The organism is Nostoc sp. XA010, assembly GCF_020829625.1.
Classification (GTDB): Bacteria; Cyanobacteriota; Cyanobacteriia; order Cyanobacteriales; family Nostocaceae; genus Nostoc.
The window spans coordinates 21,609-46,701 of sequence record NZ_JAIVFX010000018.1 but is presented as its reverse complement, the minus strand read 5'-3'; the positions used below and the strand labels follow the sequence as shown (position 1 = coordinate 46,701).

Sequence of the window (25,093 nt, the reverse complement as noted above, 5' to 3'; positions counted from 1 at the left end):
ATAGTTTCCCATTACACGGCTCCTCAATGATTCGGCACATTGTCATGTGTACTTCACAACTGAACCATCTTCAATTGTCTTTTCATCGTGGCAGTGTTTGTGTAATATCTGGAGATTTTTGTAATCGTCTTTGCCTCCCAAACTTTTGGGGGTTATGTGGTCAATCTCTAGTACATCTGACTCTCGAAAGTACATTTTGCAGTGGGTACATTTACCTTTTTGTGACTTTAAGAGCGTAGACATTCTTTTAGTCGCTTCCGGGTGTTTACCCATCCTTGAACTCCAATAAATTAGGTTGCCATCATAAGGACTAGCCTCGCCTTTAACTTTCACATACCGAACTATTGGCGTTTCTGTGTGTGACCGTAACCGCATCCGGTTTTTACCCTCATGCCTGGTTGCGAATACCCAATTATTACCACCAATGGTTTGCCAATATTTCTTTGACACCCATCCCCCAGATTTCTTGGGGTGGCGGTGTTTTGCCCAAGCCTTTAGCTTTAGATACATAAGACAATCAAGGTGAGAGTAAGTGACCTTACTTACCACTGTTGAGTAGTAGTTTGACCATCCTGTGATTACCGGGTTTAATCGGCTGATTAACGCCGTTTGGGGCGCTGCCTTGTGGTCATCGATGATACTTGCTACTCGGTCATAATGTATCTTTTGCTTCTCTTTACTTGGGGTGATGATTGTTTTGAAACCTTGTTTGGAGTGGTATTTACCCACTTTCCACTGCCTTATGTTAAAACCGAGAAAGTTAAATCCAGGCTTTTCTGACTTATACTCATTAAGAGTGTGAGTTAAACGTGTTTTGGCAGGTTTCAATTCAAGACTCATGTCTTTTAACCATTCAGAGATTATCTCTCTGCATCTTTGGACAACGGCTATGTCTTCATGGAGAATCACGAAGTCATCGGCGTATCGAATAAATTGAGGGCTTCTAAACTTTGTACCTTTTCTGTGATACCAAGTTTCCCTCATGGTTTTAGACATTTCTGGAAATGCCTTATTTATCCGGTTCTCCATACCGTGGAGGGCGATATTTGCCAGTAGTGGAGAAATTACCCCGCCCTGTGGCGTACCCTCAGATGTTGGAAACAACTGCTTACCATCCATCACCCCCGCTTTTAACCATGCTCGAATTTGTCGGCGGATGGTGGGGGATGTATTTAATTTTTTTAGCAGTGCTTCATGGTCGATGCGGTCGAAACATTTTGCAATGTCGGCATCAAGCACATATTTGCTTTTCTGTACGATTGCGATGAATATGGCTTGAATCGCATCATGGCATGAGCGTCCGGCTCTGAACCCGTATGAGTTAGGTTCAAATCGCGCTTCCCATTCTGGCTCTAATGCCATTTTTAACAGCGCTTGCAAGGCTCGATCGTTCATTACGGGAATACCCAAAGGTCGTTTCTCATCCGTTCCTGGCTTGGGAATCCATACCCGACGTGTCGGTTTTACCTTTGAGTTAGGTTTTAATTTGGCAACCAGCTTAAGACGTGCTTCTGGGGATAGTGATTTAATACCGTCCACTCCTGCCGTCTTTTTACCTTGGTTGTCTTGTGTTACCCGACGAACCGATAAACACTTTGCTGCCCAGGACTTCATCAACGTCTTCTGGAGTCTGCGAAATGCTTTGACATCACCACGACGAGATGCTTTGTAAATTCGTTTTTGCAACTTAAAAACACGTCGTTCTAACTTACGCCAGTTGATATGTTTCCATTCCACCATCGATTCATTCCTCAAAACCTTTCTAATTGGGTTAATCTTCATGGGAAGAAAACCGTTTTTATTGGGTTTAGGAGCAATTTGTCGTGTATTAGACTTTTGCATTGCTACTCATAACTTTACATTCCAAATCACCGTAAGTCCGTCAGCATATCCCTGTCATTAAAACAAGGCGTTCGCTTCTGACTTAATCTTTCCTCTCGTTGCATACGGTTAGCACCTACTCAGTTATCGACCTTGCTGAGAGCAGACGAAAGGTTACTTCGTTCCGAATAACCATTGTTTGAACCTTTAGAATGATGCTCTCCACCGGGTTTATTGGGAGTGCAACTGGTCAACTGGGTAATTGCCAGCCCCATATCCTTTGCCTTTTGGCTCCAACGCATTAAGCCTTATTTCGCTGGTTATTTATCACGATGGTTCGGCGCATCTTTGCTTTCGCTATTCATAGGTTCATGCTTGGAGGGGAACCGGCTTAGGCTGCCAGTTGTTCCTCCTTTTCATCCCGCTTTACGGATTGATGGCTAGTCGCTACCGTAGGGATGATGCTGTTACCGTTGCACCTACGGAGAGGGACTTTTCTTTAGTTTCCTTTGGATTCACCCTCATGGTTATTCAGTTATCATCTGAGAGAGATTAAAGTGCGAACTCCACCCATTAAGGGTTATCTCTCAAATGTCACTCATCCCTGAGCATTTTCTACTCATTTCGAGTGAACGAATCGCACACCCAGATTAAATGTCTGGGTCTTTTTTACCCTCAAAAAATGACTAAAACATCCTCTTAACTAATTCGGCGGAATTCCCCACCCTCCTACGATGGCAGGGTGGGGTAGTTCACTCAAATAAATACTCTTGCATGTCGTTTTGTCGATGGCGGAGAATACTTATAGCTTTTACCTGGATTTGACGAATCCGTTCTCGGCTAAGGTTTAGCTGTTGACCAATCTGAGCGAGATTGAAATGCTGATCATTCTCTAGCCCAAAGCTTAAAGTCAACACTTGACGTTGAATCGGTGTCAATGGTTCTAAGAATTTAGCTACGTCTTGCGATAAAAGTTCTTGCGTGAGCAGTTTTTCTGGTGAAGTGCCAACGTCTGCTAAAATTTCGCCCAATTCTGTCTCTTTCTCATCTCCGACTTGTTTATTTAAAGAAATGGCTGTGCGAGAAGCAGTGAGATATTCTCGAAGCTTATCTGTGCTTATGTTTAAGAGTGTTGCAATTTCTTCAGCAGTGGCATGACGACCGAGTTTTTGAAAGCTTTCTCGCTGTACTTTCTTAATTTTGGTAAGTATTTCAGTGAGGTGAACAGGTAATCTAATAGTGCGGGATTGTTCTGCAATAGCTCTGGTTATAGCTTGACTAATCCACCAGTAAGCGTAGGTTGATAGCCTATAACCTCGGTTGGGATCAAACTTTTCTATACCCCTTTGTAAACCGATCGCTCCTTCTTGGATCAAATCTAGAAATTCCAAATTGCGGTTCTGGTATTTCTTGGCAACAGATACTACCAGCCGCAGGTTAGCTGTTACCATTTTTTGTTTGGCTTTTTGACCAAGGTGTAGTGCTGCTCGGACTTGTGCTTCGGTTTTTTCAACAGCATTGGCTAATTCTGTCATTGTTGGTTCCCGGTCTAGCTGTTGGGTGAGTTCATTTTTAGATCGCTCAATGGCAATCATTTCTTGTACCTGTCTACCATAAGCAATTTCTTCCTCTGGCTTCAATAAAGGATACTGACCAATTTCCTGCAAATAGATGCGAACCATGTCGGAACTGAGGCTGGACATACAAACTTTTCGGCTTTTTTTTACCTGGGGATTTAAAAGTATAAATCAAATAATTCAATAAACTTTTTTATTTTTAACAATGCAGCCCTGCCTGAAGTAACCTCTGCTTTAACCTTGTGTACCTCTGTTGGTCATCAGTAGAACGCACCGCTAGAGATATCGCTTTTTTTGCTCCTACAATGAGCGCTAACTTCTTGGCACGAGTTATACCAGTGTAAAACAGGTTCCGGGTCAACATCATATAGTGCTGCATATAGATTGGCAGAATCACCACCGGATATTCTGACCCCTGACTTTTATGAATAGTCACGCTCCACGCTAGCGCAATTTCATTGAGGTCAGCGTAATCGTAAACCACAGTCCGCTCACCATATTGCACTGCAACTTCCTGCTCGACAGTATCAATACTCTTGATAATTCCTAAGTCGCCGTTGAAGACTTCTCGGTTGTAGTCGTTGGTTAGCTGGATGATGCGATCGCCCTCACGCAATAAATTGCCACCCCTGTTAATCTCTACCTTGTCAGGGCTGGGCGGATTAATCAACTGCTGCAATACTGTGTTCAGGTTTCGAGTCCCAACGACTCCGCGTGTCATCGGGCAAAGGACTTGGACATCAGTGGCAGGATTAAAACCTAACCGTGGAATCAAATCGGTAATCAACTCGCAGATTGCCTGTACACCATGTTCGGGCTGATGTCCGCCGCCGTGCCAAATACAGTCAGATTGAGGTGTGTCAGAAATCGGTTCAATCGTGGGATACTGTCCCCGGTTGATTTGGTGAGCAGCAGTGATAATAGCACTTGTTTGAGCTTGGCGGAATACCTGAGTTAACCGCACTACTGGCACACAACCAGAATTAATCAAATCAGCGAGTATTTGACCTGGGCCCACAGATGGTAGCTGGTCAATGTCACCCACCAACAACAGTAGAGCGCCAGCTAATACTGCTTTAACCAAGGAGTAAGCTAGAAACAAATCAAGCATCGATGCTTCATCAACAATAATTGCTGTATGGGGCAAAGGATTGTCACTGTCACATTTAAATCCTCTTGTCTTGGGGTCAAATTCCAACAAGCGATGAATAGTTTTTGCTTCAAGTCCAGTCATCTCACCCAAGCGTTGAGCAGCCCGTCCAGTTGGTGCTGCCATTGCAATAGATTTCCCCATCGCTTTCCATAAACTAACTATGGTATGGGTGGTGAAAGTTTTTCCAACCCCTGGCCCACCAGTTAAAATCATCATCCTGGAGTAAGCTGCTATCTCGACCGCTTGCTGTTGTTGCTCTGAAAGCTGAATTTTATGACTAGCCGTGAAGCGCTCAATCCAGGCACGGACACGGGGAATATCTTGTGCAATGGGCTGGCTCAAGCGCCCAGATATCAGTTGTGCTAGGTTTTGTTCAGTATGAAAGTAAGTTGGTTTGTAGCACAGCAGGGTTTGGTCTGGGATTTTCTCTCTGATTAACTCATCCCTTAATGCCATATCTTTGATAGTCAGAGTGATCGCATCTTCTGTTGGCTGGTGATCCTCAGTAGTCAGCAGTTTAATCACTGACTCAATTAGTTCTGCCTGTGGTAAGTAACAATGACCATCTTCGGCAGCTTCACTTAGGCAATGGATAATCCCCGCACGGTAACGAAATTCTGAGTCAGGCGCAATTCCGATATTCCGTGCAATTTTATCAGCAGTCAGAAAACCGATCCCGTAGATATCGGCTGCTAGCTGGTAAGGGTTATGGGTTACTCTAGCGATCGCTTCATCCTTATATTGCTTGTAAATCTTCACAGCATAAGTGGTAGAAACGCCATGCCCCTGGAGAAACACCATCACTTCTTTGATCGCTTTCTGAGTTGACCAAGCGTTTTTGATTAAAGTAATCCGCTTTTTAGCGATGCCCTGAACTTCAATTAATCGCTCGATTTGGTTTTCGATGATGTCCAGGGTTTCTAGCCCGAAGTGGGCAACAATCCGTCTTGCTGTGACTGGGCCAACACCTTTAATCAGCCCACTACCCAAGTATTTTTCAATTCCAGTGAGAGTAGCTGGTTTGGTTTCTTTGTAGTTGACTACTTGGAACTGGGGGCCAAATTGTGGATGGTCACGCCAGAAACCAGTTAGTTGTAAAGTCTGCCCTGGCTGAATATTGGCGAAGCTGCCGACAATTGTTGTGAGTTCGGTACTACGTGGGCGAGTCAATCTTGCCACAGTGTAGCCTGACTCAGCAGAGTAAAAAGTTAAACGTTCTACGACTCCGGTGATTGTTTCGTTTTGAGGAAAGGCGCTTACTTGTTGAGGGGCAAGATTAGGAGGAGTGGACATTGCTTATGATCCGATGCCGCAGACTATTATAGTACTGGGATTCAGTTCAATCATAGTACATAAATACTATACTCTTTTGAGATTACAATAATAGTAGATGATAAAGTCGAAAATGCTGCTTCGCTTCACCATACGATGACTACGAGCGCAAGCGGGAGCAAGCTACGCCTCAAAGGTTGGTGAGGAGAGTGAAATATGTTGTAAAAAACCATAGATTTTACTCTAATAAAGCTTCAATTTGCCCTAACAACTTATCTAAAACTTTTGCTTTATTAGGATCTTCCCAGATTTTAGCTTGCTTAACTCGCTGATAGGCTTCCTTCATCCGATTAGGAAGGATATTCGGCTGAGAAGACTTAAGAGGTTGAACTGATTGAATGTAACTTTTGATATCTCTAACTGAAAGATTTTCTTCAATAGTTTTCACTAGAAGTTGATGTCGCTGATCTTTGTCTTTCAATTGAGCGATGATCCGAGCTTTGGTATATTCTAGTTGTCCTTGGCGCAAAGTTTCTAGAACATCTTTAGGTAAATTTAGTAAAGGTAGGCGATGACTACGAAAACTGTCTGGAGTCAACCTACCTATTACTGAAAATATCTTTTCTACCATTTCCCATTGGTTACGAACAACGTTGTTCGTAGTTTCTGTTTTTTGCTTTTGTCGGTTAGCAATATGATTGAGTAGGGAAATAACTTCTCCTTGAGAGCATTCCAAGCGGATAGATAGCAGTTGCAAAATAGCTTCAGTTTCCTCAACCGGATTTAAATCTTCCCGTTGCAAATTTTCGAGGAGGGCGACTTGGAAAGCATCTTGGTCATTGAGATGGCGGATAATAACCGGAACTTGCTCCATTCCAAGAGTTTGAGCCGCACGGTAGCGACGTTCACCAGCAATCAATTCATAATTACCGGATTCTAACGGTCGGACAAGCAGTGGCTGCAAGATGCCATGTTCACGAATAGAAGCAACTAGGCTTTCCATTCCTTGAATTGAAAAATAACGCCGAGGCTGATGAGCAGCTAGGTGAATTTGAGTTATTAATAAAGATTGTTCAATAGATTCGTTTTCCGAGAGTTGAGGATTATTGGTAACTCCTACTAAGTCAAGGAATTGTCTGGTTTTATTCGGAAATTCCATTTCATCTGCCATTGACAAGCGCCGCTTCGCCATATTACTCCTGTTCTGCCATTGACCTGGCGATTTCTTGATAAGGTTCAATCAATTTTCTTTCTGTGGTATATCGATGAATTGGTTGACGCGCCAAGTTGGACTCTGGAAACTGAACAGACTTAGGAACTGGTTCAAAAATTTTGACCCCAGGAAGTTTAGTTTTAAGAGTTTTGAGAGCATCTTGGGTCGTGAGTGTACGGTCTGCCATTGTAGGCAAGACTCCTAAAATTTGCAAATTGGGGTGAGTGTCTTCATCACGAAGACTTTCGATAGTTTCCAATAATTGTCGTAAGCCTTCTAAAGCAAAAAACTGACATTGAACGGGGATCAAGACTGCATCTGCTGCCATTAGTGCATTTAGAGTCAGCATACCTAAGCTAGGTGGGCAATCAATGAGGATATGAGCAAATTCTTGCCGTAAAGGATTCAACTTCTTTCTCAGGATTCGGCTATTATCTGCCGAGGTCAAAATTTGCTTTTCTCCAGATGCAAGAGATATGTCAGCCGGAATCAGCTTGATTCCGTACTCGGTGTCAATAATAGTTTCAGATGCGCTCTGTTTACGATCTGTAAGTACTTCATAAGCAGTCTTCTGCCCTGGCTGAATCTTGATTCCTAGACCCGTGGTTAAATTACCTTGGGGATCAAAGTCAACTACAAGGCAGGAGGAACTTTCTGCCAGCAATCCACTTAGTGCGATAGTAGAGGTTGTCTTGGCTACTCCTCCCTTTTGATTAGTAACTGCGATAATCATATTTTCTTAGTACTATACGATTTTTGATGAAAAAACATATATTAGTTACAGAATGAACTGATTCTATGACAATTTAAGTAGACCGCAAAGATTTTCACAAGTTTTACACCAAAGTAATGAAAAACTAATGCTCCAAATTGCTTGTTACCTAAAAAGCTAACTATACTTTCGTTCTGGTGATGAGGAGCGATTTAGTGAAATAAATTGGCGGTTAAAATACACTCATTTCCCAAAGTTCAGGAAAGAAAGTTCTGATGAAGTCTACCGAGCGATCGCCCAAGCTACCTAAGCAAGAGTTAAAACTCAACGTTCAAAACCCAAAGCTTGACCTTGTTGCTTATAAACCAGTAGAGAAACAGCAACCAACCTCTCAGCCTGACATGACTCCCAGTGATGATCTGCCGTCAGTTGAGCAGCCAGCCCAAGCACAGGCAATACCTCCTTTAAGGTCAAAGACAAACGCTGCTGAAAAACCGCAACCCTTAGAGAAAAGTAAAGCCAAACGTACCTCTGCTGACAAGAGAAAATCCAAATTACCGCAACAGCCCAAGCAACAGGGTCAATTGACAAAGAGCGATGATGATGATGAAGAGTTAGCGCCAGAACGCTGTCAACATATCCAGTTTTTGGACTGCGATAAACAAGTTGGGCGCGTGGTATTCGAGTGCTGGCACTGTCAGCAGGGAATAATTAGCGAGTTTACTGGGGAACCTGTAATGGGAGAATACAAAGGCCATCCTTCACTAATCCAGGTGAAAGTCCAATGTCCTAATTGTGAGCAGACGGCGATCAGATTAACAACGGGTCAGGTGCTTTCAACAACAGCGATTCCTTCACCTTGGCAGGAATGATGGCACACTCCCTCTTCAACAGTGATTGGTGAAAGATATTTACGATTGATAATGCAAATGAGATTTTTACCCTCAATAATAACTGCATTAACGGCACTGACATTAACTAGTTGCAGTACTACTACTGCTGAACAGTATGAAGCTACAGCACTCACCAGTTACACCTGGCAAGTCAAGTATGCGAATAACCTAACAAGTCAACCACAGCCACGTATTGAAATCTTTGCGAATACTTCAGTGTTGAATCGGAATGGATTGAAACCGCCAGGAGCAGTTGTTGGCCCAGATGATAGAGGGCTATGTTGGCCTACTTTACCGCCGCGACCAAGCGTTGAGCAAGTTGAACAACGCATAAAAATTCAAGAAGAGGCAGGCAAGCCTGAATTGGTGAAAAATGTAAAGTACAAATTGACCTATGGAGTGGGTAATGCACAGAATACCCTACCTACTAATTATGATGTTTATCGGCAAGTAGTAAAAGCTTACGCCCAAAAAACTCCTTTGGAATTAACTTTGGGTGTGAATGATAATTCAGTTGAGAAAGCTGAACCTGTCAGCAAGTAGTGACCCTAAATTACGTATTCAGCAAGAAATTAGAGATCAAGACTGAATTGCTTTTCAACAATCTTATTGACAGTAAATTATAAATCAAAGAGTCAACCATCTAAATTAATTTCTGCTGCGTTGATAGAAAAGATTTCAAAAATTCCTGTTGGGGGCTACATGGGAGCTACATATACCCCAACTAGAGATTAAGACTTTGGGAACATTTTGACCCCTATATAGGGTATATATAGGTGCTAAGTAGGGTATATTTGACTGATTGACATTTTGTACCCCATTTAGCCCCCAAGGGGTTATGATAAGCTCTTGAGTTGGGAAAATAAGCGGGAAGTTATTTTATTCTTCTTTCTCTTGCTCTTGCAGATCACTTCAACAGATAATTTTCACAAATTAAAGTGTATTACTTGGAGCCTATGTCAAACATTCACACCTTACAAAAAATTTTTCCTGCGGGTTTCGATAACGGTTACGGAAGTCTCAAACTTTTAGTCGAAGGGTTTGAAGTAATTCGTGTACCCAGTTATATAACTAATGCCGAGATGGAAGATGTTCCAGGACGTGTAGTTTTTAACGGTAGTGCTTACACCGTTGGAGAATCAGCTTATCGGACAGGAAATTATTTTGACCGCAACACAGACAATAATGAAAATAAAGTAAATAATGCGTTGTTGACTTTGTTGGGCGCATTGGCACATCTACCATACCGTAAGGCTTGGCACTTAAAATTAGTTGTCAGCTTACATGACGTTGGTATGGCTGAAGAACTTCAAAAAGTACTCAATGGAGAATATCAGCCAATACTTGCTGGCAAACAATCAGACGTGAAAGTAGAAGTGCTGAAAGTCGTACTAGAGGGTATGGGTGCATTGTTTGGGCATCCACTACCCAAAAAATTAACCATTTTAGACTTTGGCAATGGAACAACCCTGTATTCTCGTTACAACCAAGGGAAACGAGAAGTTCACACTGCTTACCCTATCGGTGTAGAAGTTCTCATCGATGATATCACCCAAAAAATGAAACATTTAAATGGCGGAAAAATCGGAGACCCATCCAAAATCCGATTTTGTTTGGAAATGGGGCATACCCGATACAGCCGTGACATCGATATCAAAGATGTATACAGTACTTGTTTGAAAGATTGGTATGAAAAATACTTGAAGAAAGTAGTGAATCTGACGCTTGATGCCAAGCACCAGGGCGATGAAATCTGGGCGATTGGTGGAGGTTGCCTCTTACCAGGATTTAAGAAGCTATTGGAGAAAAACGGCTTCAAAATCCTGGACAATCCAGTAGAAGCCAATGTCTCTGGGCTTTTAGAGATGGCAAAAACCATCACCAGCAAGAATCCAACTACTACATCTCTTAAGTAAAGTTATAACAATGGCAGATAAAAAAGACTTAGCACCGGAAAAAGTTCGCCTCAAAGATAATTACCGAGAGCGCATATTTGCAGAATCCCAAAAACTAGATAAAAGTTACCTGGACACGATTTACTTTATAGTTGATTGCTATTTTGTTTTCATCAAGGCTGGATTACCTGCACAACTTTTAGCTTCCCCACCGATTAATACTGAGTCAAATCAACTCACCTCTCGGACTTCAACTCCATTTGCAGAGGAGAAAGAAGAAGATTCTGAACCGGAAACATTCAGCCTTGATTTTGATTTGTAACCGTCAAAGGAAGTTGGCAACGTAGCGGTCACGGTATCAATTTGATACATTTTAAGCGATATCCGTTCCTCAGCTCCCTTTGAAAAACCACCACTCAACGCTGGCGATCGCTGCCCTTGACATATCTACCTTGCCTTTATCTGTAGGTTTCTATCATAAAGATAGCTATTTGACAAGATATTTGTTATACTTATTTACATGAACAATGATTTAGACTTCAAATCTCCTGAGCTATTTGGTTCTGTTGTTTTCAGACCTAATTTTAATAGCTTTAAGACTATCAATGCTTCCCAAGCTTGGTCTTTATTCTTTACAGGTGGTAGAGAAGACAAAAAACTAGATTCTAACCCTCGAATAGGTCTTTTGTTTACTAGTGTTTTGCTAGGTCTTAGTCTTTCTGGGTTCGCCAGCGCACTGATTACCCGGACAATATTTCCTGCTTAAGTGCTTGACTAGTAGCTAATACGAAATATAACTCTGAACCACCAACTTCTTGGTGGTTCAAATTTTTAGTATGTCTTCACTAATATCTGAGTAACGCCATAGTTTCGGCTAACCTACAAATCTTTTAAAGTCTGACTAACCTTGAGGATATCAGACAAATATTCATCTAAAATTTGGCAATTTAATCTAGGAAAATTCATGTTAGACTTTAACACCTTGACGGTATTCTCAAGCACTTACTGCATTGATATTTGTGCTTTTCTAATCCCAGCCAACCTAATTGCTACCTCGCTAACAATAGGTTTGACATTATTGTGTCGTCCAGCTATTGAGATTTGGCGAAGTGCTGCAATTGCCAGTACCTTTGCTTTATTAATTATACTGCACGTATTTGCTTGGTTCATGATTGGAGTTGTCATGGCTCCCACATACATTTTATTGGGACTAGGAAGCATCTGTCTGGGAGCAAATTTAGGAGCAATTCTCCTATACAAACGCTTTGCAAATGCGTATGTAGCGATGAAAGTTGAATTTTCCTAAGCTCCATATTCCAAGCTCCTGAATTTATTCATGGGGTTATTAATTACGGATTACGTAAAGCCTGCGGCATAGCTTTGCTTAGAGCGTAGCGGGGGCAGCCCATTAGTAATTACGAATTGGAAGCAACTTGGCTCCTGGCTGAATGGCACGCTTGTTAATCGCAAAGCCCTGATATAACAAGATTTTGAGTGTGGGGAAAGAGGGAAGTGTGGGGAGAAATGATTCTTCCCCGTCCTCCCACACCTCCCACACCCTTCCAGTAATGAGGTTTCAGCTTTTCAAGCGTGCCATTCGCTCCTGGCTGCTGAATTCTTCAAATCTATCTTTGTAAGTCTACTTGCTGTGTTTGAGATTTAGTTAATATTTTATCAATTTGAGTATTAACATCCTCAAAAGTTTGCAATATCTGTGGAGTTACTTTATTAGTCTGCACTTTGCCAGATTGCAAGTTTAAAATTACCTCTCCATCTTTCTGCGAAATAGTTAAATCTCTCTGCTGGGTATTAAAAGCCAAATCATAAATCTTTCCTTGGACTTGAGTACCATTTTCATCAGACTTACCCCAAACCATGCCAATCTTTTGAGCAATTTGAGTGAGCCGACTGATGGCTTCAAGTTCAAATTTATCTTTATTCATTACTGTCAACGCTTGGGCTGATAATTGCTCACCAGCTTTAAACCCATAAGCCACTTCTACAATGCGTTTTTTGTAATTCTCCGACTTCCCTAACTTATCTGCGGCATTATACCAATTTCTCAAATCATCAATAGTAACTGTCGGGGACTTCTTTACACCTAGAAGTTCGGTTTTTGTACTATTAGTAATATCTGGTGTAGAAGGAGTAGTGGAGAGTGATGGAGTTATAGATTGGTTAGGTGGGGATTGTGCTGTTTGTTCTGGTGGTTTCAAAAACTGCGGTCGTGTAGCGAGGGAATTAACTCTTTGTTGATAGTCACTATCCGTTTCAATAATTCCCCCGAATTTCTTGGTCATGCTCGACAAAGTTTTGGCAGGAATGGAGCTATCAACCAAGTTAAATACCGCTAGACCTTTCTTAGTTTCCCTAATGACATCTTCGGGTGGGACTTGGGAATATACAACATTTTGCTTCTTTAGCCATAAGGTTACAGATTCAACTTTGTGATTGTCAACAGCCAAGCCCGTGACTCCCAGCTTTTTGTTTGATTCTGTAGAAAATAAGAAAGTAGAACGCTCTTTAATATGATGTAGAATTGGCTCACTACTATCAATCATCTGCTGTTGTTGAGGGTTAACTGATTGAGTCCCAAAAGCCTGAAATTCCTTCGTCCATTTCTGGGGATATTCAACGGTCTTAGGGTCAATTTGAGCGCAAATCACAGAGAAATTACTTTGAAGGATCGCAGGCGCAGGTGTCAGTTGTTTAGTTTTGAGTAGTCCAAGCTGTCTGAGCGCGTCTTTGTCCTTTTTAAAATGCAATACCCCCAAGGGTTCACCATTCAAAAACACAGCATCTCTAGTTTTAGAAGCTGAGGTTTCGATAGTCAGTTTTCGGTAATCTTGATCATTGAATGTCTGACCAGAAAAATCATAAAAGTTAATTTTATTAATTTTGAGGAGATTCCCATTGGGAGACTCACCCAGCACAAAAGCTTGATCTCCTGTCTCAGAGATTGACGTGAGCTTTAATTTTAGGGGATTACCATTTTTGAGATAATTAATTTCTTTTAACTGTTGGGTAGAATCACTGTCTAACTCACCCAAAGTTTTGCCATCAAGTTTAATTTTTACTGTTTTGTCAGTCACCGACACAGTGCCAAATTCTAAGTTGACCGATTCGGCGTTAAAAACAAGTCCTGTATAAGAGAAGTTCTTGAGTTCGCGGATAGTAATTTCAATCGGCTCGTTTCCAGGCAGTCCAATAGTTACTTTGGCGGTAGCAGGTTCTACTCCAACCATACAAGAGAGTGCTTTCGTACCAATGGGAAGCTGTGCAGTTCTGGTTTCAAGCATGGCGAATTCCTTGTATTCGCCGTCACTATCCTGGACAAACATTATCCTGGAAACGTGGCGTTCATGCCCGATTGGGTGGTGGCTAGCCCTAATTTCTATCGGGTGTTTTTCGGTTGGATTCCAGTCTCGACCCAAAAATTGATTCGCTTCATTATTTAATGTGACTAACTTCGGCTCAGTAAATTGCAATTTATCTAAGCGAGAGATAATCTCATTGGGGAAAGCAGCGAAGGCGAAATTAGAGACTTTTTTAGCGTAAGCCTGGGGGTTTGCGTTTTCTTTTCTTGCAACTTCGAGTTCATCCTGGCGGGATGCACAGATGTTCCAAGCGGCGGCGGATAGAGCAAGTTTTTCTGACTCTGGGATAGAAGCGTAAAATGCGAGAGCCGTCTCCTGTGCCTTGTTGAAAAGTAATTTAGTTTGGCTTCTAGTAAGTTCTGGTTTTAGTTCTAGGAGTTTAGCTCCCTGCATGGTCATCCCCGATTTGAGGTTGTGGTCAGTCACAGATTGTTGGCTAACTGTCCCCAGGTTGCAGTAAGCGGGTTTTCCATCTTTCCCAACCTCGTCATCTATCTGTGCAACTGCTAATAATTTATGGGGGCGTTCACTGTTTGTGAATTTAATCTCATCTAGGCGAATGTTCAACATCTGGGCTTTCCAGATTAAGGGGTGTCCGTAACGGGTGAGATTGGTAATTTCAAGTTGCGTTCCTGAATCCGTTTGAACAATTGCGCTAGGGCCAGACTCTGTTTCTCGCCGCCTTGAGGCACGAACCGCAGCGTTGAACTTCAGATCAAACTCGTACTTGGCGGCGATCGCTGCAAATTTTTGCTGTGGTGTAAATTCTACTCCTTTGAACAAGTCTTTAAACTGGACTATGGGACGCGATTCTAACTTTGATTCTTGGAAATATTTATTGGTTTGGCTAATTAATAATTCTACTGGTGAGTCGCCCTTTGGTGTTATCCCCGTGTTTAAATAAACTGAAGGCGACTTTTTATCTTTAATATAATTAACATCACGATACAAGTAGCGGCTGTTTTCCCGGATTTTATCCATCTCAGGTTTTTTAGCACTTTTGAATAAATCAACCGCTATTTGGTTTTGATAACATCCCTCACCAATCATTTCTCGGTACATTAGGCGATTAACATCCATCGCCTGTTGAATAATTTCTGGCGTTCTCTTAGGATTCTCTGCTAGAGCTACAACAGATTGCATGAAAGGTTTGTACTCTGCTCTAATTGGTTTGGGCTTATCGTCATGTTCCTGTTCAAATAAACTTTGATAGTGTTTAAATACTTGGTCTAAATAAGTTGACTGTTGTTCTAAGTTACCATAAGTTTTAAGTACCTCAATTTCCGATTCTAATGCCTCTAGTGCTGTCACTTGATTGTTGATTATGCCCACGCTGATGCTATCGCTCATGTGGATAGCTATTTCTTCAAATGGCGGCTGGGTTCCATTTTCCAAATAAAATGATTGTTTCTTTTCTTTAACAGTAGGCCGATAAGCATTTTCAGGCTGGTTTCTGTACTCGGCTTCGGCTGTGAAGTTTGGATATTGAAGTGCAAGTGCTACGCCAATACAGTCACCGTCGAAATCACGCGCTTGACGTTGTGATTCGGTTTCGAGGGGATTAACTTCGTTGTGTTGAATACCTTGAGCTTCTAGCGCTTCAATCCGACCAAGTATGCGTTTATGATCTTCATCATTGACTACAATAATTCCTTGTAAGTCTGTACCATCTGGAGCTAGGCGGTCTTCAACATATTTGTTATTAGAAACACATAGACCGTTAGAATTAAGAAAGGGAGAACGGAAATTTAATACTTTTTCATTTTCATCTATCCAAGTCACGCAAATTTCGCCATTCTTGAGTTCTTTGGAAGGGATAATCATTCCTCGGTCAAAAGTTAATGTCTTGCCAACCGCAATATCACGCCACTGACCTTGCACAAATCGACTTAGCTCTTGTTTTACTTTTTCGGTTTCTAGTAATTGTTGATGGCCAAGTAAATCAGCTTTGATGAGTTTGTACATGAACATATCATCTTTCTGAGATTCATCTGATTCATCGTTTAGCTCTAAGTCTTCACCAGAATTATTCTCTACTTGTTTACCTAAAGTATCAGCTTTAACTGATTCAATAATTTCTTGTTCTAAAGATTTTTTTTGCTCTTCTGAAAATTCTTTTCGATTTTCGTAGTTTTCACAGTACAGTTGTGCAACAATTCTAGGGTCATCTTGAACTTCTGCTAGCTTTTGAGCTTGTACCTCTAGTTCTTCAGCAAAATCCTTAATACCTTGAGGAAATGATGCTAATAATTGAGATATGGCAGTTTTACCTCGCTCTGATTGGGACTTTTCGCCTAACCAAATTTTTTGTTTGTATAATCCCGGTTGAATTTGGGGTTTAGTCGGTTTATTGGGATGATCTTTGTCTGTACCTTTGAAGCTAGATAGGGGAAGAATTAAGTCAATTTTGGGTTCATCATTCGTGTCAGCATATTTTATTTTATCAAAACTGCAAGGTCTTAATGTCCCTTTACCAAATCGATATTTAGTATCTTCTCCATCAGTTTCTGTCCACCCAAATCGATGCTGAATTACGCGATAACTTTTATCCTGCTGTTCTTCCCTTTTAGTTAATTTATCATATAGCTGGGTAGAGATTTGACCGTAGCAGTCACCTACCAATTTAAAAGCATTTTCTTTGTTAATAATTCCTCCATTTTCACCTTGTGCTTCAGTAGAGTCATCTACAATCAAAATGTTTAGTTCTTCATGTATCGAATTTTTACACCCCCCTAGAAAGATTGAACCGTAAGCACCTCTATCTTTTCTATCAGGGCATAACTTTTCAATTACTTTCAAGCATTCTGGCGACCCGTACAATAATCGGGTTTTAGAAGATAATAACAGCGTATGCCCATTTGGGTGATTTCTTAAATCTTCTGGCGTACTATATTCATCTATATGTCCGAAAGAAAACTGTTGATCTGGAAAGTAAAATTCTAATAGATTATTATCTAATTTTTCAGTTAAAATTGATTGGGTATTCTGATTATCTCCATCAGTGTGAATCCATTGATTTAGTCTGGGGTCAAAGTGTTGGAATTCCAAAGACATAATCTTTTTTAATCATTGAAAATTTTTAGGAGTCCAATATGTCAAGAATTAAACGCTGGTTAAATATGCATGGGAAAGAATTTAACGCAGACGGAACTTTAAAGAATGAAGCTAGACAACAAATGTTATCTGAAGGTATGAATGACGCAGCAATCAATAGTTATGCCCTTCGACTTAAAAATAACTACGATGAATGGAAACGACTAGACGAAACAGATCCAGAACCTTGGCCTGTTTATACTGCCTACGATTTCTTCACCCCTACAGAGCAGCAGCAGTTCAACAGTGATGGTACTCTCAAGCCAGAATATATCGAATCTGAACTGAAAAAAGGTATTAGCTCCCAATGGCTAGGAGAAATGGAACGGCGCAAGATACTGGATGTAGAAAACTATAATCGAGTGTCGGCTCGGAAAGCAGAAATGGGGATTAATTTTGGTGAGCAAGAAATGAATAGACTACGTGCTTCAAGCCGAACATATACACAACGCATAAAGCAGATGGAGGTAGACTTAAGGAACAACGAAGAACCCAGTACACTTCCGTTCGATAAAGATACTTCCTGGTTTTAAGCTAGATGTTTAAGATTTTTGGAAAGCTGAAAGTTTTGTCATCGTGCTACTTTCAGCTTTTTATGCTCATGCCTTGTCAATTGACTTGCCGTTCTATAGCTGGAGGGATTCCCCCAGACGAGCGCACAACTGACTTGTTGGAAGCGGCGGCAAGGAACGCAAACATCCCTAGAATAGCAAAAGACGTAATAATCACTTGCTGTAGGGAGGCAAATACTGACTTTTCTTTCTCCTTTTGGACAGCGATGCGATTGAGCTTCTGTTGATATATGGAGAAGTACAGATAATTCAAAACTTGTTCGCACAAGGTAGGATCTTCACCTATCTGTACTTTCTGGCACAGAAGAATTTCTAGATGCTCCCGGCGGCGATCGCTTGTAGACAAATCGCGCTCGTCCCACAGTTTTGCCTGGGTTGTATCTAAAGGTCTATTAATACCTAATATAGTCATACTATGGCCTCACTTGATTTAGGAGTTAGTTGAGAAAACAGGTGTAATCGATAATTCAATTACACCCTACGTGCTTTTTGAAAAATGGAACTCGTATCTAACTTAAGAAGTTTAAATATGCTTTCAAAAAAGAACTAGCTACCTTAGTACTGAAAAAATCGGTACTAGAGTAACTAGTAAAGTTAGCGAGTTTATGCTATATTTCCCATTCCAAATCTGGTTGTAGAGATGGGGATAGAACCTGTGCTTTCGGTGGTGGTTGGAGTGTATCCGGCTCCAACGGGTTCGTCTGATCCTGAAATAAAACAGTCGCCAGAGTCCGTCCATCGCCGTCAATGTCGCTTGCTAGAAAATATTCTAAAACCTGCGGTGACCCTCCATCAATTGCTGCTTGTGCTAGTAGAGATTTGATGAATTGGGGAGATGCTTCACTATCAGCTAGTACCTTCAAGGTTTGCTCGGCATCTTGGATGGTCATTTTGGAGATATCTTTAACTCCAACTTCGTCCCAGACATCCCCGAAATACTGTCGATATTGCTGATTGAAGTCTTGCTCTTGGGCAAATCGTGATAATTCTTGTACCTGCAAATGTGTCGTTTCAGCCATCTTAATTTGCCAATGTTAATTGTTCACGCTTGTTAGTGTTAGAGCGATCGCACTTTCAGATGAGGAAAGGTGCAAGTTGAAGCATATCTCTTACCAAGAGAGGCTTTTACGATGTTAGACAGATATTCTGTCTAACATCAAGTGCAAGATATGAGCTACACTCTATTGATAGAAGTGAGATGATTAACTGCTGGGGAATAAGAATCTGGTATTAATTTCTGTTTGCGCTCATAGCAAAAATTTTCATCCAGCATTCTCACATAACTAATATGAGTTGCCCAAACATCAGCCAGTCGTTCACCCAAGCCAACGGTATCTAACGATTTGGGAATAACTACTCCACCATTCCAAACGATAGGGATGCTTTCTGTTTGAAAATATTGTGTCAATTCTCGACGCACAAACTCACCAGTACCACCACAGATCAGAACTTCGTCTAACCCTGCATGGTTTTTCACCCACCGCAGCAATGCTCGACAGTATTCATCCCGAATCACTTCTAAAACTGATTTAAACAACTCTAAATCCGAGTTAATTCCTGATGGCGTATTCCTACGTGACAAATTTCGTAATGCAGTGAAATTACCTTTACTTGCTTCCACTAAAGCCGCAGCTATACACGGATCATCTTTCGATAGTCCTACGCTAGTACGTTCGACAAACTTTTGTAACACCCAATTCATCCCCAAGTCTGTCGATTCTTTCTTCGCTACTTTCCCTTTTTCTGAAAGGGTAAAACTGGCATTACGATGACCCAGCATTAACAATCCTATATTTTTTTGAGAAAATACATTACCTAGAGCGCGACTCCTGTAAGAAATAATACCTGTTCCCTCAGGAAGATTTTTGAAGCTGTTGACCTTAATTTTCATTCTTCCCGTTGGCGTTATTACTCCTTGCCTATAGTTTAAGACAAACTTTTTAGCCAAATCTTGTACATTCTTCTCTTCTCCAGGTGGTAGCAAAATCTGGAGAAACATTTCGTGAATATCTACATTTATTTGACGTTTAGCTAACCACAACAAACCAGCAACCTTTGATAAGGCATATTCAGACTTCAAATCTTGCAGTGCCGCAGTTCCAGCAAACTCTCTTTTTGCAATACTCCCTAATACAGAATATTCCTGACCAATTCTCACCCAAGCGCTATCATCAGGCAGCGCATCTACAGTTAAATGTTTGGTTGAACCCTCTCCCACATCGGCAACTTCTGGACTCATCCACAATGCAAATGGCACTCCCGCCGGATAAATCTGGGCGATCGCTTTGGTTGAACTACCCCCCAAGTCTGCCGTCAGTATAAACTGTACGACTTGGCTTGATTTGTCCTGATTAGTATTTGTAGTTGTCATAAATTTTTATTACCGCTTGTTTCGTCAAATCCCAACAATTGAGTAGCCATTAATAAGTCTGGTGTCATTTTCAAGTCCATTAATCCCAAGTCATCATCAGATAGCAAGGATTCTTCCTGCTGACTTGTTTGCTCTAGTTCCTCTTGTTCTTCTTTCTCTTTGCAAATCGCATTTGTTGAGATTGGCAAGCTTTTTTCTAAAATCGATGATTTGTTCTGCTCTATTTGTTGTGGTGGCAAAATCGCACTACTATCTACTTCAAAAGAATTAGAAACCTTTTGCATTAAAATTCTAATCTTTACTAGCTTTCCTTCCAATTCCCCAATACTCGACAAGCAAGCTTCAATAAATTCCTCTTTACTTACCTTTGCCACTAATGCTTCTATTAGCCAGTAACTTGTCACTGCTTCCATTGTCAGTTCACCTGCCGACTTTTTTGATCGATGATTCACCAAGTATTCAATAGTTCTTCCATCCCAAGAATCATGTCTCCGTTTTACTCTTGGCAGTTCAACGTCTTTGCTTCCCTGTTTGTCCATTTTTAAAAATCAGTACAGTTGTCTTATTGTTTACATTTACAATACTTGATACAAAAATGAGTATTGCGGGTAGTCTAAATGAGTATTTAGGCGGAGAAATCCCCCTTTTCCTCTCAATTGCGTTTCCACTGTGTTTTCACTGCGTTCCGCTTTTTCCCTCATTTATGAGTATCCGTGCGTAATTCGTACCCAAATTATTCAACGCTTAGAATCAGGCGACTAAATGCCTGGAGTCTTTGCTATGTAAGCACTTGAGCTAGTTAGGTATTAGAGTTCCTTCAAAAAGTCTTTCAAGCCGCTAAAATAATCGTACTTACTACGACTATCTTCACTTTTTCGCATTTGAGCAATTTAGCTATTTTGGCGACTAGTCGCAATTGCTCCGATTTTGGGAAAATCAGCGTGATAACAAAATCATACCAAGTTTATCCAAGATATGAAGTCATGAGCTACGCGATCGCGCGATTAAAAAAATTAAAGCGGGGTAATATATCAGGGAGTGCATCTCACACTGCAAGAGAAAGAGAAACCCCAAACGCTGACCCCACTCAAAAAAATATTCGCTTCATCGGTAGCCTCGACCCGCATGAACGATTAGAGGATTTAGTGTTAGCCAAAATTGCCGAGCATGAACAAAAGCGAAAGATTCGCACTGATGCGGTCTACTGTGTAGAGTTACTGTTGAGTGCATCGCCTAGTTATTTCCGTCCCGACTGCCCAACTAATGCTGGGTACTATGAACAACAAAAGTTGGATGACTGGGTAGAAGCGACTCACCAGTGGTTGGCTGATGAATATGGCTCACGCATTGTCAGGGCAGAATTACACCTAGATGAAGCCACCCCGCACATTCACGCTTACTTTGTGCCGGTTGATGATCAGGGGCAATTGCGCTGTAATCATTTCTTCGACGGGCGGCAGAAAATTCATGAGTTTCAGGATTCGTACTACCAGACAATGCGGCTAATTGAACTAGAGCGCGGTATCAAGGGAAGCAGAGCAAAGCACCAGGACATCAAAGACTTTTACCGCATTGTGGAGGAGGGGCGTGACTTAGAAGTTGATGAGCTAAGTGCAGCGCAATTGAAGGCCAAAGCTGCCGACCGAGACAGGGCGAATCAACGTAAGCAAGAGATGGAAGCTACAGCCAAAGCTCTCTCACTTGAAAATGAACAGTTACAGCGACGAATTGCACAATTAGAACAAGATAATCAACAATTACGAAAACTTACCGAATGGTCAACTGATTTAGCTTTGGATGATGTTGCTTGGGAGTTGGGACTGTGGCGTAAAGGGAATAAATGGGTAGGAGGAAACCACATCATTAATATAGATGGCTCTAAATTTAGCGACCTTGCTCCTGCTTCTCATTTTGAAGGTAATGATGCAATTGATTTGGTGAAACACGTTAATCAATGCAACCAAGTCCAAGCGATCACATGGTTAGGGGAGCGATTTGGTGAAGTCGGCGCAAAACGTGCAGCTCAGGCTCATGCTCAAAAAGTTGCGGCTGACATTATCCAAACTCAACCAGCATCCCAATTCACCCCACCCGTTGAGGATAAAGCTAACTGGTCAGGCGTTGAACATTACCTAACCCAGAAACGAGGCATACCTTCTGATTGCGTACAAATGTTACATAACCAGGGTCTAGTTTATGCCGACTCAAAAGCAAATGTAGTGTTTGTGATGCGGGACTTGGAAGGGAATACCAAAGGGGCTTTCTTAGAAGGTACAACCAATAAATTCTCTGGTTATGAGTTAGGTACTGTTCGCCGTGATAGCTGGTTTTACTTTACTTTGGGGAAAAAGCCTAGTGATAAAACTAGCACTGCTGTACTGTCTGACTCTCCCATCGATGCCATTTCAGTAGCCATGCTGGAATATCAGGTTAAAGGAATACCAGAAAACAGAACAGTTTACATGGCAGTAGATGACACTTCAAGTTTACCTGTTGAAAGATTACGTAATGTTGCTCATGTACAGGTAGCTTTTAGTCAATCAACAGTGGCACGGGCTGTTAAAGAACTACTGCCACACTCGACTCAACTCAAGTGCGAAAGTCGGGATTGGAATACGCAGTTAATCAATTTCTCCCATCAATTGCAACAGCGTTATTCACAACAAAAACACGAGGAATTAGAGCTATAGTTGCAAAAAAGTCAAGCTACTCTAGTACCGATTTTTTCAGTACCAAAGTAGCTAGTAAAGAGTTTTAGCTATCAATAATATTGGGGTGAAATTTAGTTAAAATCCTGATGAGTAATGAGTTAACAAAGCAAATATTCTCTCTAATCAAACTTAACAATAAGCTGATAGCTGTCGAGTCTCCATTACAAGAAAGACTCAAACTTTTGACAAATCTCGCCAGTGAATGCCAGCAATACAACATTAACTGTTACCTGTGGACGCTGGAGGATGATGCGTTACACCAGTTATCTACTAATGAGGAGGGGTTAACTTTACAAAGTGTTGACCAGTATCAGGCGATCGCTAAAAGCAGGCGCGAACATTACTTTGAAATTCTGCGGTTTTGGAAAACCACTGATTTACAGGGCATTCTCATACTGGAGGGCATATTCCCCTGGCTGGGCGAAGCTACCACTGACCCCGATTTCTTTCTGACTTCCGAGTGGATTAAGTCTGCCCTCATTAACCTGAAGCTGTACAATCACAATGCCAACAAAACAGCGATTCTCTTAGGGCCAAACGCCACTGTGTCATCTGACATTGCCCCCGAAGTTCCGACAGTCATTCAACAACTGCCAGCTATAGAGGAAATAAGCAGTTACTTAGCTCAAGTATTACCGGATTACAGTCATAGCGATATTCATGCGACGGCGAACGCCGGCTTAGGCATGTACTTGGCAGACATTGACTATGGAATCAAACAGGCGATTGCAAATCATGGAATTAAACCGGATGAGTTAGTAGAAAAACTGTCCGCTTACAAAATTGACCTATTTAAACGGATTTATAACATTCAGTTCCTTCAACCTCCAAGCACACCCATTGGTGGTTTAGAACTGATCCAGCAAGCATTTAAAACTTATAAGCGGTTATTAACAACACTGGCGAAAGCGTATAATCTGCGCTTACCCAAGGGGATTTTATTAATCGGCCCACCGGGAACAGGAAAATCTTACTCGGCTAAAGCAAGTTCTGCACAATTGGGGCTACCTCTGATTATTTTGGAGTGGGGTAGTTTCCGCAGTTACGGTAATTTGGCTGAGTACAAGTTAAAGAACTTACTCGCACTGGTAGACCGAATTAACCGTGTAATCTTATACCTCGATGATTTTGATAAGGGATTTGCCGGGGATGATGATTTATCCAAACGCCTAGCTGGTATGCTTTTGACCTGGATGCAAGAACGTACTAGTGAGGTTTTAATTATCGCTTCGGCTAACAATATTCAATGGCTACCACCAGAGCTAACCAGAAGTGGACGCTTCGATGAGATTTTTAAGGTGGATCTCCCAAATTACGGCGAACGGCACGAAATATTCAAGATTCACTTAGCCCGTTTTGATCCTCGTTTCCGTGATCGGGGCGATGGGTACAGTGAAGAAGAATGGAAAAGGTTACTCAAAGCTACACAGCGATGTGTGGGGGCGGAGATTCAAGCCATTGTTGAACGCGCCGCCGTCTTTAGTTTCTGTGAAATGTTTGGTGATGATGTTTCTCCCCTTCAAGAACTACCACCACTAGGAATTACATTGTCGGCATTGCTGGCAGCAAGGCAGAGTATGAATCCTCTGGCAATCCGCGAAGCTGACCGAGTTGAAAGTATGCGTAACATTGCGGCTTTGCATGGCCTTCCCTCTAGTCCAATTGATTCATCTATATATAGTCTCGGCAATGTTGATATTTTTGGTGAAACATGAAAACTTTAAAAATTAATTCTGAAAAGGATTTATACGTTGCTGCTTTCAAGTTACTGAACATACTAGGCCCTGTCGCTGGAGTATCAATTATCATCGGCACTGTGGCGCTCGGTTACGTCCAAACTCGTCCCCAGGATTTACCAGTTACGTACATTCTCACCAAAGGCGGTCGCACATTTAACTTGGAAGCCGCTTCTACACCAGAGCAATTAGAGAAAGGGCTGAAATTTCGAGCATCCTTAAACAGCTCGCGCGGAATGTTATTCAATTTGGGAGGAGAAATTTATAATGTGCCTTTCTGCATGTACAAGGTGAATTTTCCTTTAGACATCTTTTATCTTAAGGACAATGTGGTGACAACTGCGGTTTACAATGCCAAACCGTGTCACAAAAACCCTTGCCCCATCTACAAGGGGAAAGTTGCCAATCAAGTGCTAGAGCTAGCAACAGGCGCTGCCAATATCAAGATTGGCGATCGGCTTAACATCCAACCGTTATCAAAGAAGGCAGGAGGCAGAGGGCAGGAGGCAGGAGGAGAACTGCCCGAAGCTGACGGACTCGCTACCACTACGCTATCTCTCAAGTACCGCGACCAGACGGGTCTTAGGTTTAAGACAAGAACTCTAAATTGAAAATTTCGAGGCTCTTTTTCAGGAGGGGTTTGAATCCCCAACTGAGGTAAAACCTCCTGCCTCCAGCAAGAACTGCCTCCTTCATC

General features: G+C 41.7%; 20 protein-coding genes. 10 read left to right on the top strand and 10 right to left on the bottom strand.

The window, feature by feature from the left end:
* Positions 1–42: 42 nt before the first annotated feature.
* The 5 genes from ltrA to LC608_RS23120 all read right to left on the bottom strand — a co-directional run bounded on the left by ltrA (position 43) and on the right by LC608_RS23120 (position 7,769).
* Complete coding sequence (gene ltrA / locus LC608_RS23140) at positions 43–1,842, bottom strand: group II intron reverse transcriptase/maturase (RefSeq protein ID WP_229555789.1); 1,800 nt, start codon at positions 1,840–1,842, stop codon at positions 43–45.
* A gap of 731 nt (positions 1,843–2,573) precedes the next feature.
* Positions 2,574–3,524, bottom strand: a complete 951-nt coding sequence (locus tag LC608_RS23135; RefSeq protein WP_229555787.1) for an RNA polymerase sigma factor, RpoD/SigA family — start codon at positions 3,522–3,524, stop codon at positions 2,574–2,576.
* A 73-nt stretch (positions 3,525–3,597) separates the two neighbouring features.
* The gene (locus tag LC608_RS23130; RefSeq protein ID WP_229555786.1) at positions 3,598–5,844 is read right to left on the bottom strand and encodes an ATP-dependent RecD-like DNA helicase; all 2,247 of its coding nucleotides are present in this window, start codon (positions 5,842–5,844) and stop codon (positions 3,598–3,600) included.
* Between the two features lie 217 nt (positions 5,845–6,061).
* Positions 6,062–7,015, bottom strand: a complete 954-nt coding sequence (locus LC608_RS23125; protein WP_229555784.1) for a ParB/RepB/Spo0J family partition protein — start codon at positions 7,013–7,015, stop codon at positions 6,062–6,064.
* A 1-nt stretch (position 7,016) separates the two neighbouring features.
* The gene (locus LC608_RS23120; RefSeq protein ID WP_229555783.1) at positions 7,017–7,769 is read right to left on the bottom strand and encodes a ParA family protein; all 753 of its coding nucleotides are present in this window, start codon (positions 7,767–7,769) and stop codon (positions 7,017–7,019) included.
* Between the two features lie 254 nt (positions 7,770–8,023).
* On the opposite strand from LC608_RS23120, the gene LC608_RS23115 reads away from it, so the two are divergent.
* The 6 genes from LC608_RS23115 to LC608_RS23090 all read left to right on the top strand — a co-directional run bounded on the left by LC608_RS23115 (position 8,024) and on the right by LC608_RS23090 (position 11,842).
* Positions 8,024–8,620 carry a hypothetical protein gene (locus LC608_RS23115; RefSeq protein ID WP_229555782.1) on the top strand — a complete coding sequence of 199 codons (597 nt, stop codon included), beginning with the start codon at positions 8,024–8,026 and terminating at the stop codon, positions 8,618–8,620.
* Positions 8,621–8,671: 51 nt separating this feature from the next.
* Positions 8,672–9,184 carry a hypothetical protein gene (locus LC608_RS23110; protein WP_374108433.1) on the top strand — a complete coding sequence of 171 codons (513 nt, stop codon included), beginning with the start codon at positions 8,672–8,674 and terminating at the stop codon, positions 9,182–9,184.
* 413 nt (positions 9,185–9,597) lie between these two features.
* Positions 9,598–10,557: a ParM/StbA family protein gene (locus tag LC608_RS23105; RefSeq protein WP_229555779.1), complete on the top strand. Its 960-nt coding sequence runs from the start codon at positions 9,598–9,600 to the stop codon at positions 10,555–10,557.
* 10 nt (positions 10,558–10,567) lie between these two features.
* Positions 10,568–10,858: a hypothetical protein gene (locus LC608_RS23100; RefSeq protein ID WP_229555777.1), complete on the top strand. Its 291-nt coding sequence runs from the start codon at positions 10,568–10,570 to the stop codon at positions 10,856–10,858.
* Positions 10,859–11,056: 198 nt separating this feature from the next.
* Entirely contained in the window at positions 11,057–11,302 is a 246-nt protein-coding gene (locus tag LC608_RS23095; protein ID WP_229555775.1) for a hypothetical protein, read from the top strand.
* Positions 11,303–11,500: 198 nt separating this feature from the next.
* Positions 11,501–11,842: a hypothetical protein gene (locus LC608_RS23090; RefSeq protein WP_229555774.1), complete on the top strand. Its 342-nt coding sequence runs from the start codon at positions 11,501–11,503 to the stop codon at positions 11,840–11,842.
* A gap of 319 nt (positions 11,843–12,161) precedes the next feature.
* Here LC608_RS23090 and LC608_RS23085 read toward each other — a convergent pair whose 3' ends face one another.
* The gene (locus tag LC608_RS23085) at positions 12,162–16,967 is read right to left on the bottom strand and encodes a hypothetical protein (RefSeq protein WP_229555773.1); all 4,806 of its coding nucleotides are present in this window, start codon (positions 16,965–16,967) and stop codon (positions 12,162–12,164) included.
* 38 nt (positions 16,968–17,005) lie between these two features.
* Between LC608_RS23085 and LC608_RS23080 the strand changes: the two genes are divergently transcribed.
* Entirely contained in the window at positions 17,006–17,539 is a 534-nt protein-coding gene (locus LC608_RS23080; RefSeq protein ID WP_179069389.1) for a hypothetical protein, read from the top strand.
* Positions 17,540–17,615: 76 nt separating this feature from the next.
* On the opposite strand, the gene LC608_RS23075 is transcribed toward LC608_RS23080, so the two are convergent.
* The 4 genes from LC608_RS23075 to LC608_RS23060 all read right to left on the bottom strand — a co-directional run bounded on the left by LC608_RS23075 (position 17,616) and on the right by LC608_RS23060 (position 20,488).
* On the bottom strand, positions 17,616–17,990 hold the full coding sequence (locus tag LC608_RS23075; protein WP_229555771.1) for a hypothetical protein: 375 nt from the start codon (positions 17,988–17,990) through the stop codon (positions 17,616–17,618).
* 196 nt (positions 17,991–18,186) lie between these two features.
* Entirely contained in the window at positions 18,187–18,597 is a 411-nt protein-coding gene (locus LC608_RS23070) for a hypothetical protein (RefSeq protein ID WP_229555770.1), read from the bottom strand.
* A gap of 155 nt (positions 18,598–18,752) precedes the next feature.
* Positions 18,753–19,949, bottom strand: coding sequence for a ParM/StbA family protein (locus tag LC608_RS23065; RefSeq protein WP_229555769.1), 1,197 nt, complete (start codon positions 19,947–19,949; stop codon positions 18,753–18,755).
* Positions 19,946–20,488 carry a hypothetical protein gene (locus LC608_RS23060; RefSeq protein WP_229555767.1) on the bottom strand — a complete coding sequence of 181 codons (543 nt, stop codon included), beginning with the start codon at positions 20,486–20,488 and terminating at the stop codon, positions 19,946–19,948. Before LC608_RS23060 ends, LC608_RS23065 begins: the two co-directional genes overlap by 4 nt.
* A gap of 402 nt (positions 20,489–20,890) precedes the next feature.
* On the opposite strand from LC608_RS23060, the gene mobV reads away from it, so the two are divergent.
* From mobV to LC608_RS23045, 3 genes are all read left to right on the top strand, one after another.
* Positions 20,891–22,639, top strand: a complete 1,749-nt coding sequence (gene mobV, locus LC608_RS23055; protein WP_229555766.1) for a MobV family relaxase — start codon at positions 20,891–20,893, stop codon at positions 22,637–22,639.
* Positions 22,640–22,746: 107 nt separating this feature from the next.
* Positions 22,747–24,375, top strand: coding sequence for an ATP-binding protein (locus tag LC608_RS23050; RefSeq protein ID WP_229555765.1), 1,629 nt, complete (start codon positions 22,747–22,749; stop codon positions 24,373–24,375).
* Complete coding sequence (locus tag LC608_RS23045; RefSeq protein WP_229555763.1) at positions 24,372–25,007, top strand: DUF192 domain-containing protein; 636 nt, start codon at positions 24,372–24,374, stop codon at positions 25,005–25,007. The genes LC608_RS23050 and LC608_RS23045 overlap by 4 nt, the downstream gene beginning before the upstream one ends.
* The last annotated feature ends 86 nt before the right edge of the window (positions 25,008–25,093 follow it).

Bases quoted from the DNA above. Each gene is read 5' to 3' on its own strand.
- ltrA (WP_229555789.1), bottom strand. From the start codon at position 1,842: ATGCAAAAGTCTAATACACGACAAATTGCTCCTAAACCCAATAAAAAC.
- LC608_RS23135 (WP_229555787.1), bottom strand. From the start codon at position 3,524: ATGTCCAGCCTCAGTTCCGACATGGTTCGCATCTATTTGCAGGAAATT.
- LC608_RS23130 (WP_229555786.1), bottom strand. From the start codon at position 5,844: ATGTCCACTCCTCCTAATCTTGCCCCTCAACAAGTAAGCGCCTTTCCT.
- LC608_RS23125 (WP_229555784.1), bottom strand. From the start codon at position 7,015: ATGGCGAAGCGGCGCTTGTCAATGGCAGATGAAATGGAATTTCCGAAT.
- LC608_RS23120 (WP_229555783.1), bottom strand. From the start codon at position 7,769: ATGATTATCGCAGTTACTAATCAAAAGGGAGGAGTAGCCAAGACAACC.
- LC608_RS23115 (WP_229555782.1), top strand. From the start codon at position 8,024: ATGAAGTCTACCGAGCGATCGCCCAAGCTACCTAAGCAAGAGTTAAAA.
- LC608_RS23110 (WP_374108433.1), top strand. From the start codon at position 8,672: ATGCAAATGAGATTTTTACCCTCAATAATAACTGCATTAACGGCACTG.
- LC608_RS23105 (WP_229555779.1), top strand. From the start codon at position 9,598: ATGTCAAACATTCACACCTTACAAAAAATTTTTCCTGCGGGTTTCGAT.
- LC608_RS23100 (WP_229555777.1), top strand. From the start codon at position 10,568: ATGGCAGATAAAAAAGACTTAGCACCGGAAAAAGTTCGCCTCAAAGAT.
- LC608_RS23095 (WP_229555775.1), top strand. From the start codon at position 11,057: ATGAACAATGATTTAGACTTCAAATCTCCTGAGCTATTTGGTTCTGTT.
- LC608_RS23090 (WP_229555774.1), top strand. From the start codon at position 11,501: ATGTTAGACTTTAACACCTTGACGGTATTCTCAAGCACTTACTGCATT.
- LC608_RS23085 (WP_229555773.1), bottom strand. From the start codon at position 16,967: ATGTCTTTGGAATTCCAACACTTTGACCCCAGACTAAATCAATGGATT.
- LC608_RS23080 (WP_179069389.1), top strand. From the start codon at position 17,006: ATGTCAAGAATTAAACGCTGGTTAAATATGCATGGGAAAGAATTTAAC.
- LC608_RS23075 (WP_229555771.1), bottom strand. From the start codon at position 17,990: ATGACTATATTAGGTATTAATAGACCTTTAGATACAACCCAGGCAAAA.
- LC608_RS23070 (WP_229555770.1), bottom strand. From the start codon at position 18,597: ATGGCTGAAACGACACATTTGCAGGTACAAGAATTATCACGATTTGCC.
- LC608_RS23065 (WP_229555769.1), bottom strand. From the start codon at position 19,949: ATGACAACTACAAATACTAATCAGGACAAATCAAGCCAAGTCGTACAG.
- LC608_RS23060 (WP_229555767.1), bottom strand. From the start codon at position 20,488: ATGGACAAACAGGGAAGCAAAGACGTTGAACTGCCAAGAGTAAAACGG.
- LC608_RS23050 (WP_229555765.1), top strand. From the start codon at position 22,747: ATGAGTAATGAGTTAACAAAGCAAATATTCTCTCTAATCAAACTTAAC.
- LC608_RS23045 (WP_229555763.1), top strand. From the start codon at position 24,372: ATGAAAACTTTAAAAATTAATTCTGAAAAGGATTTATACGTTGCTGCT.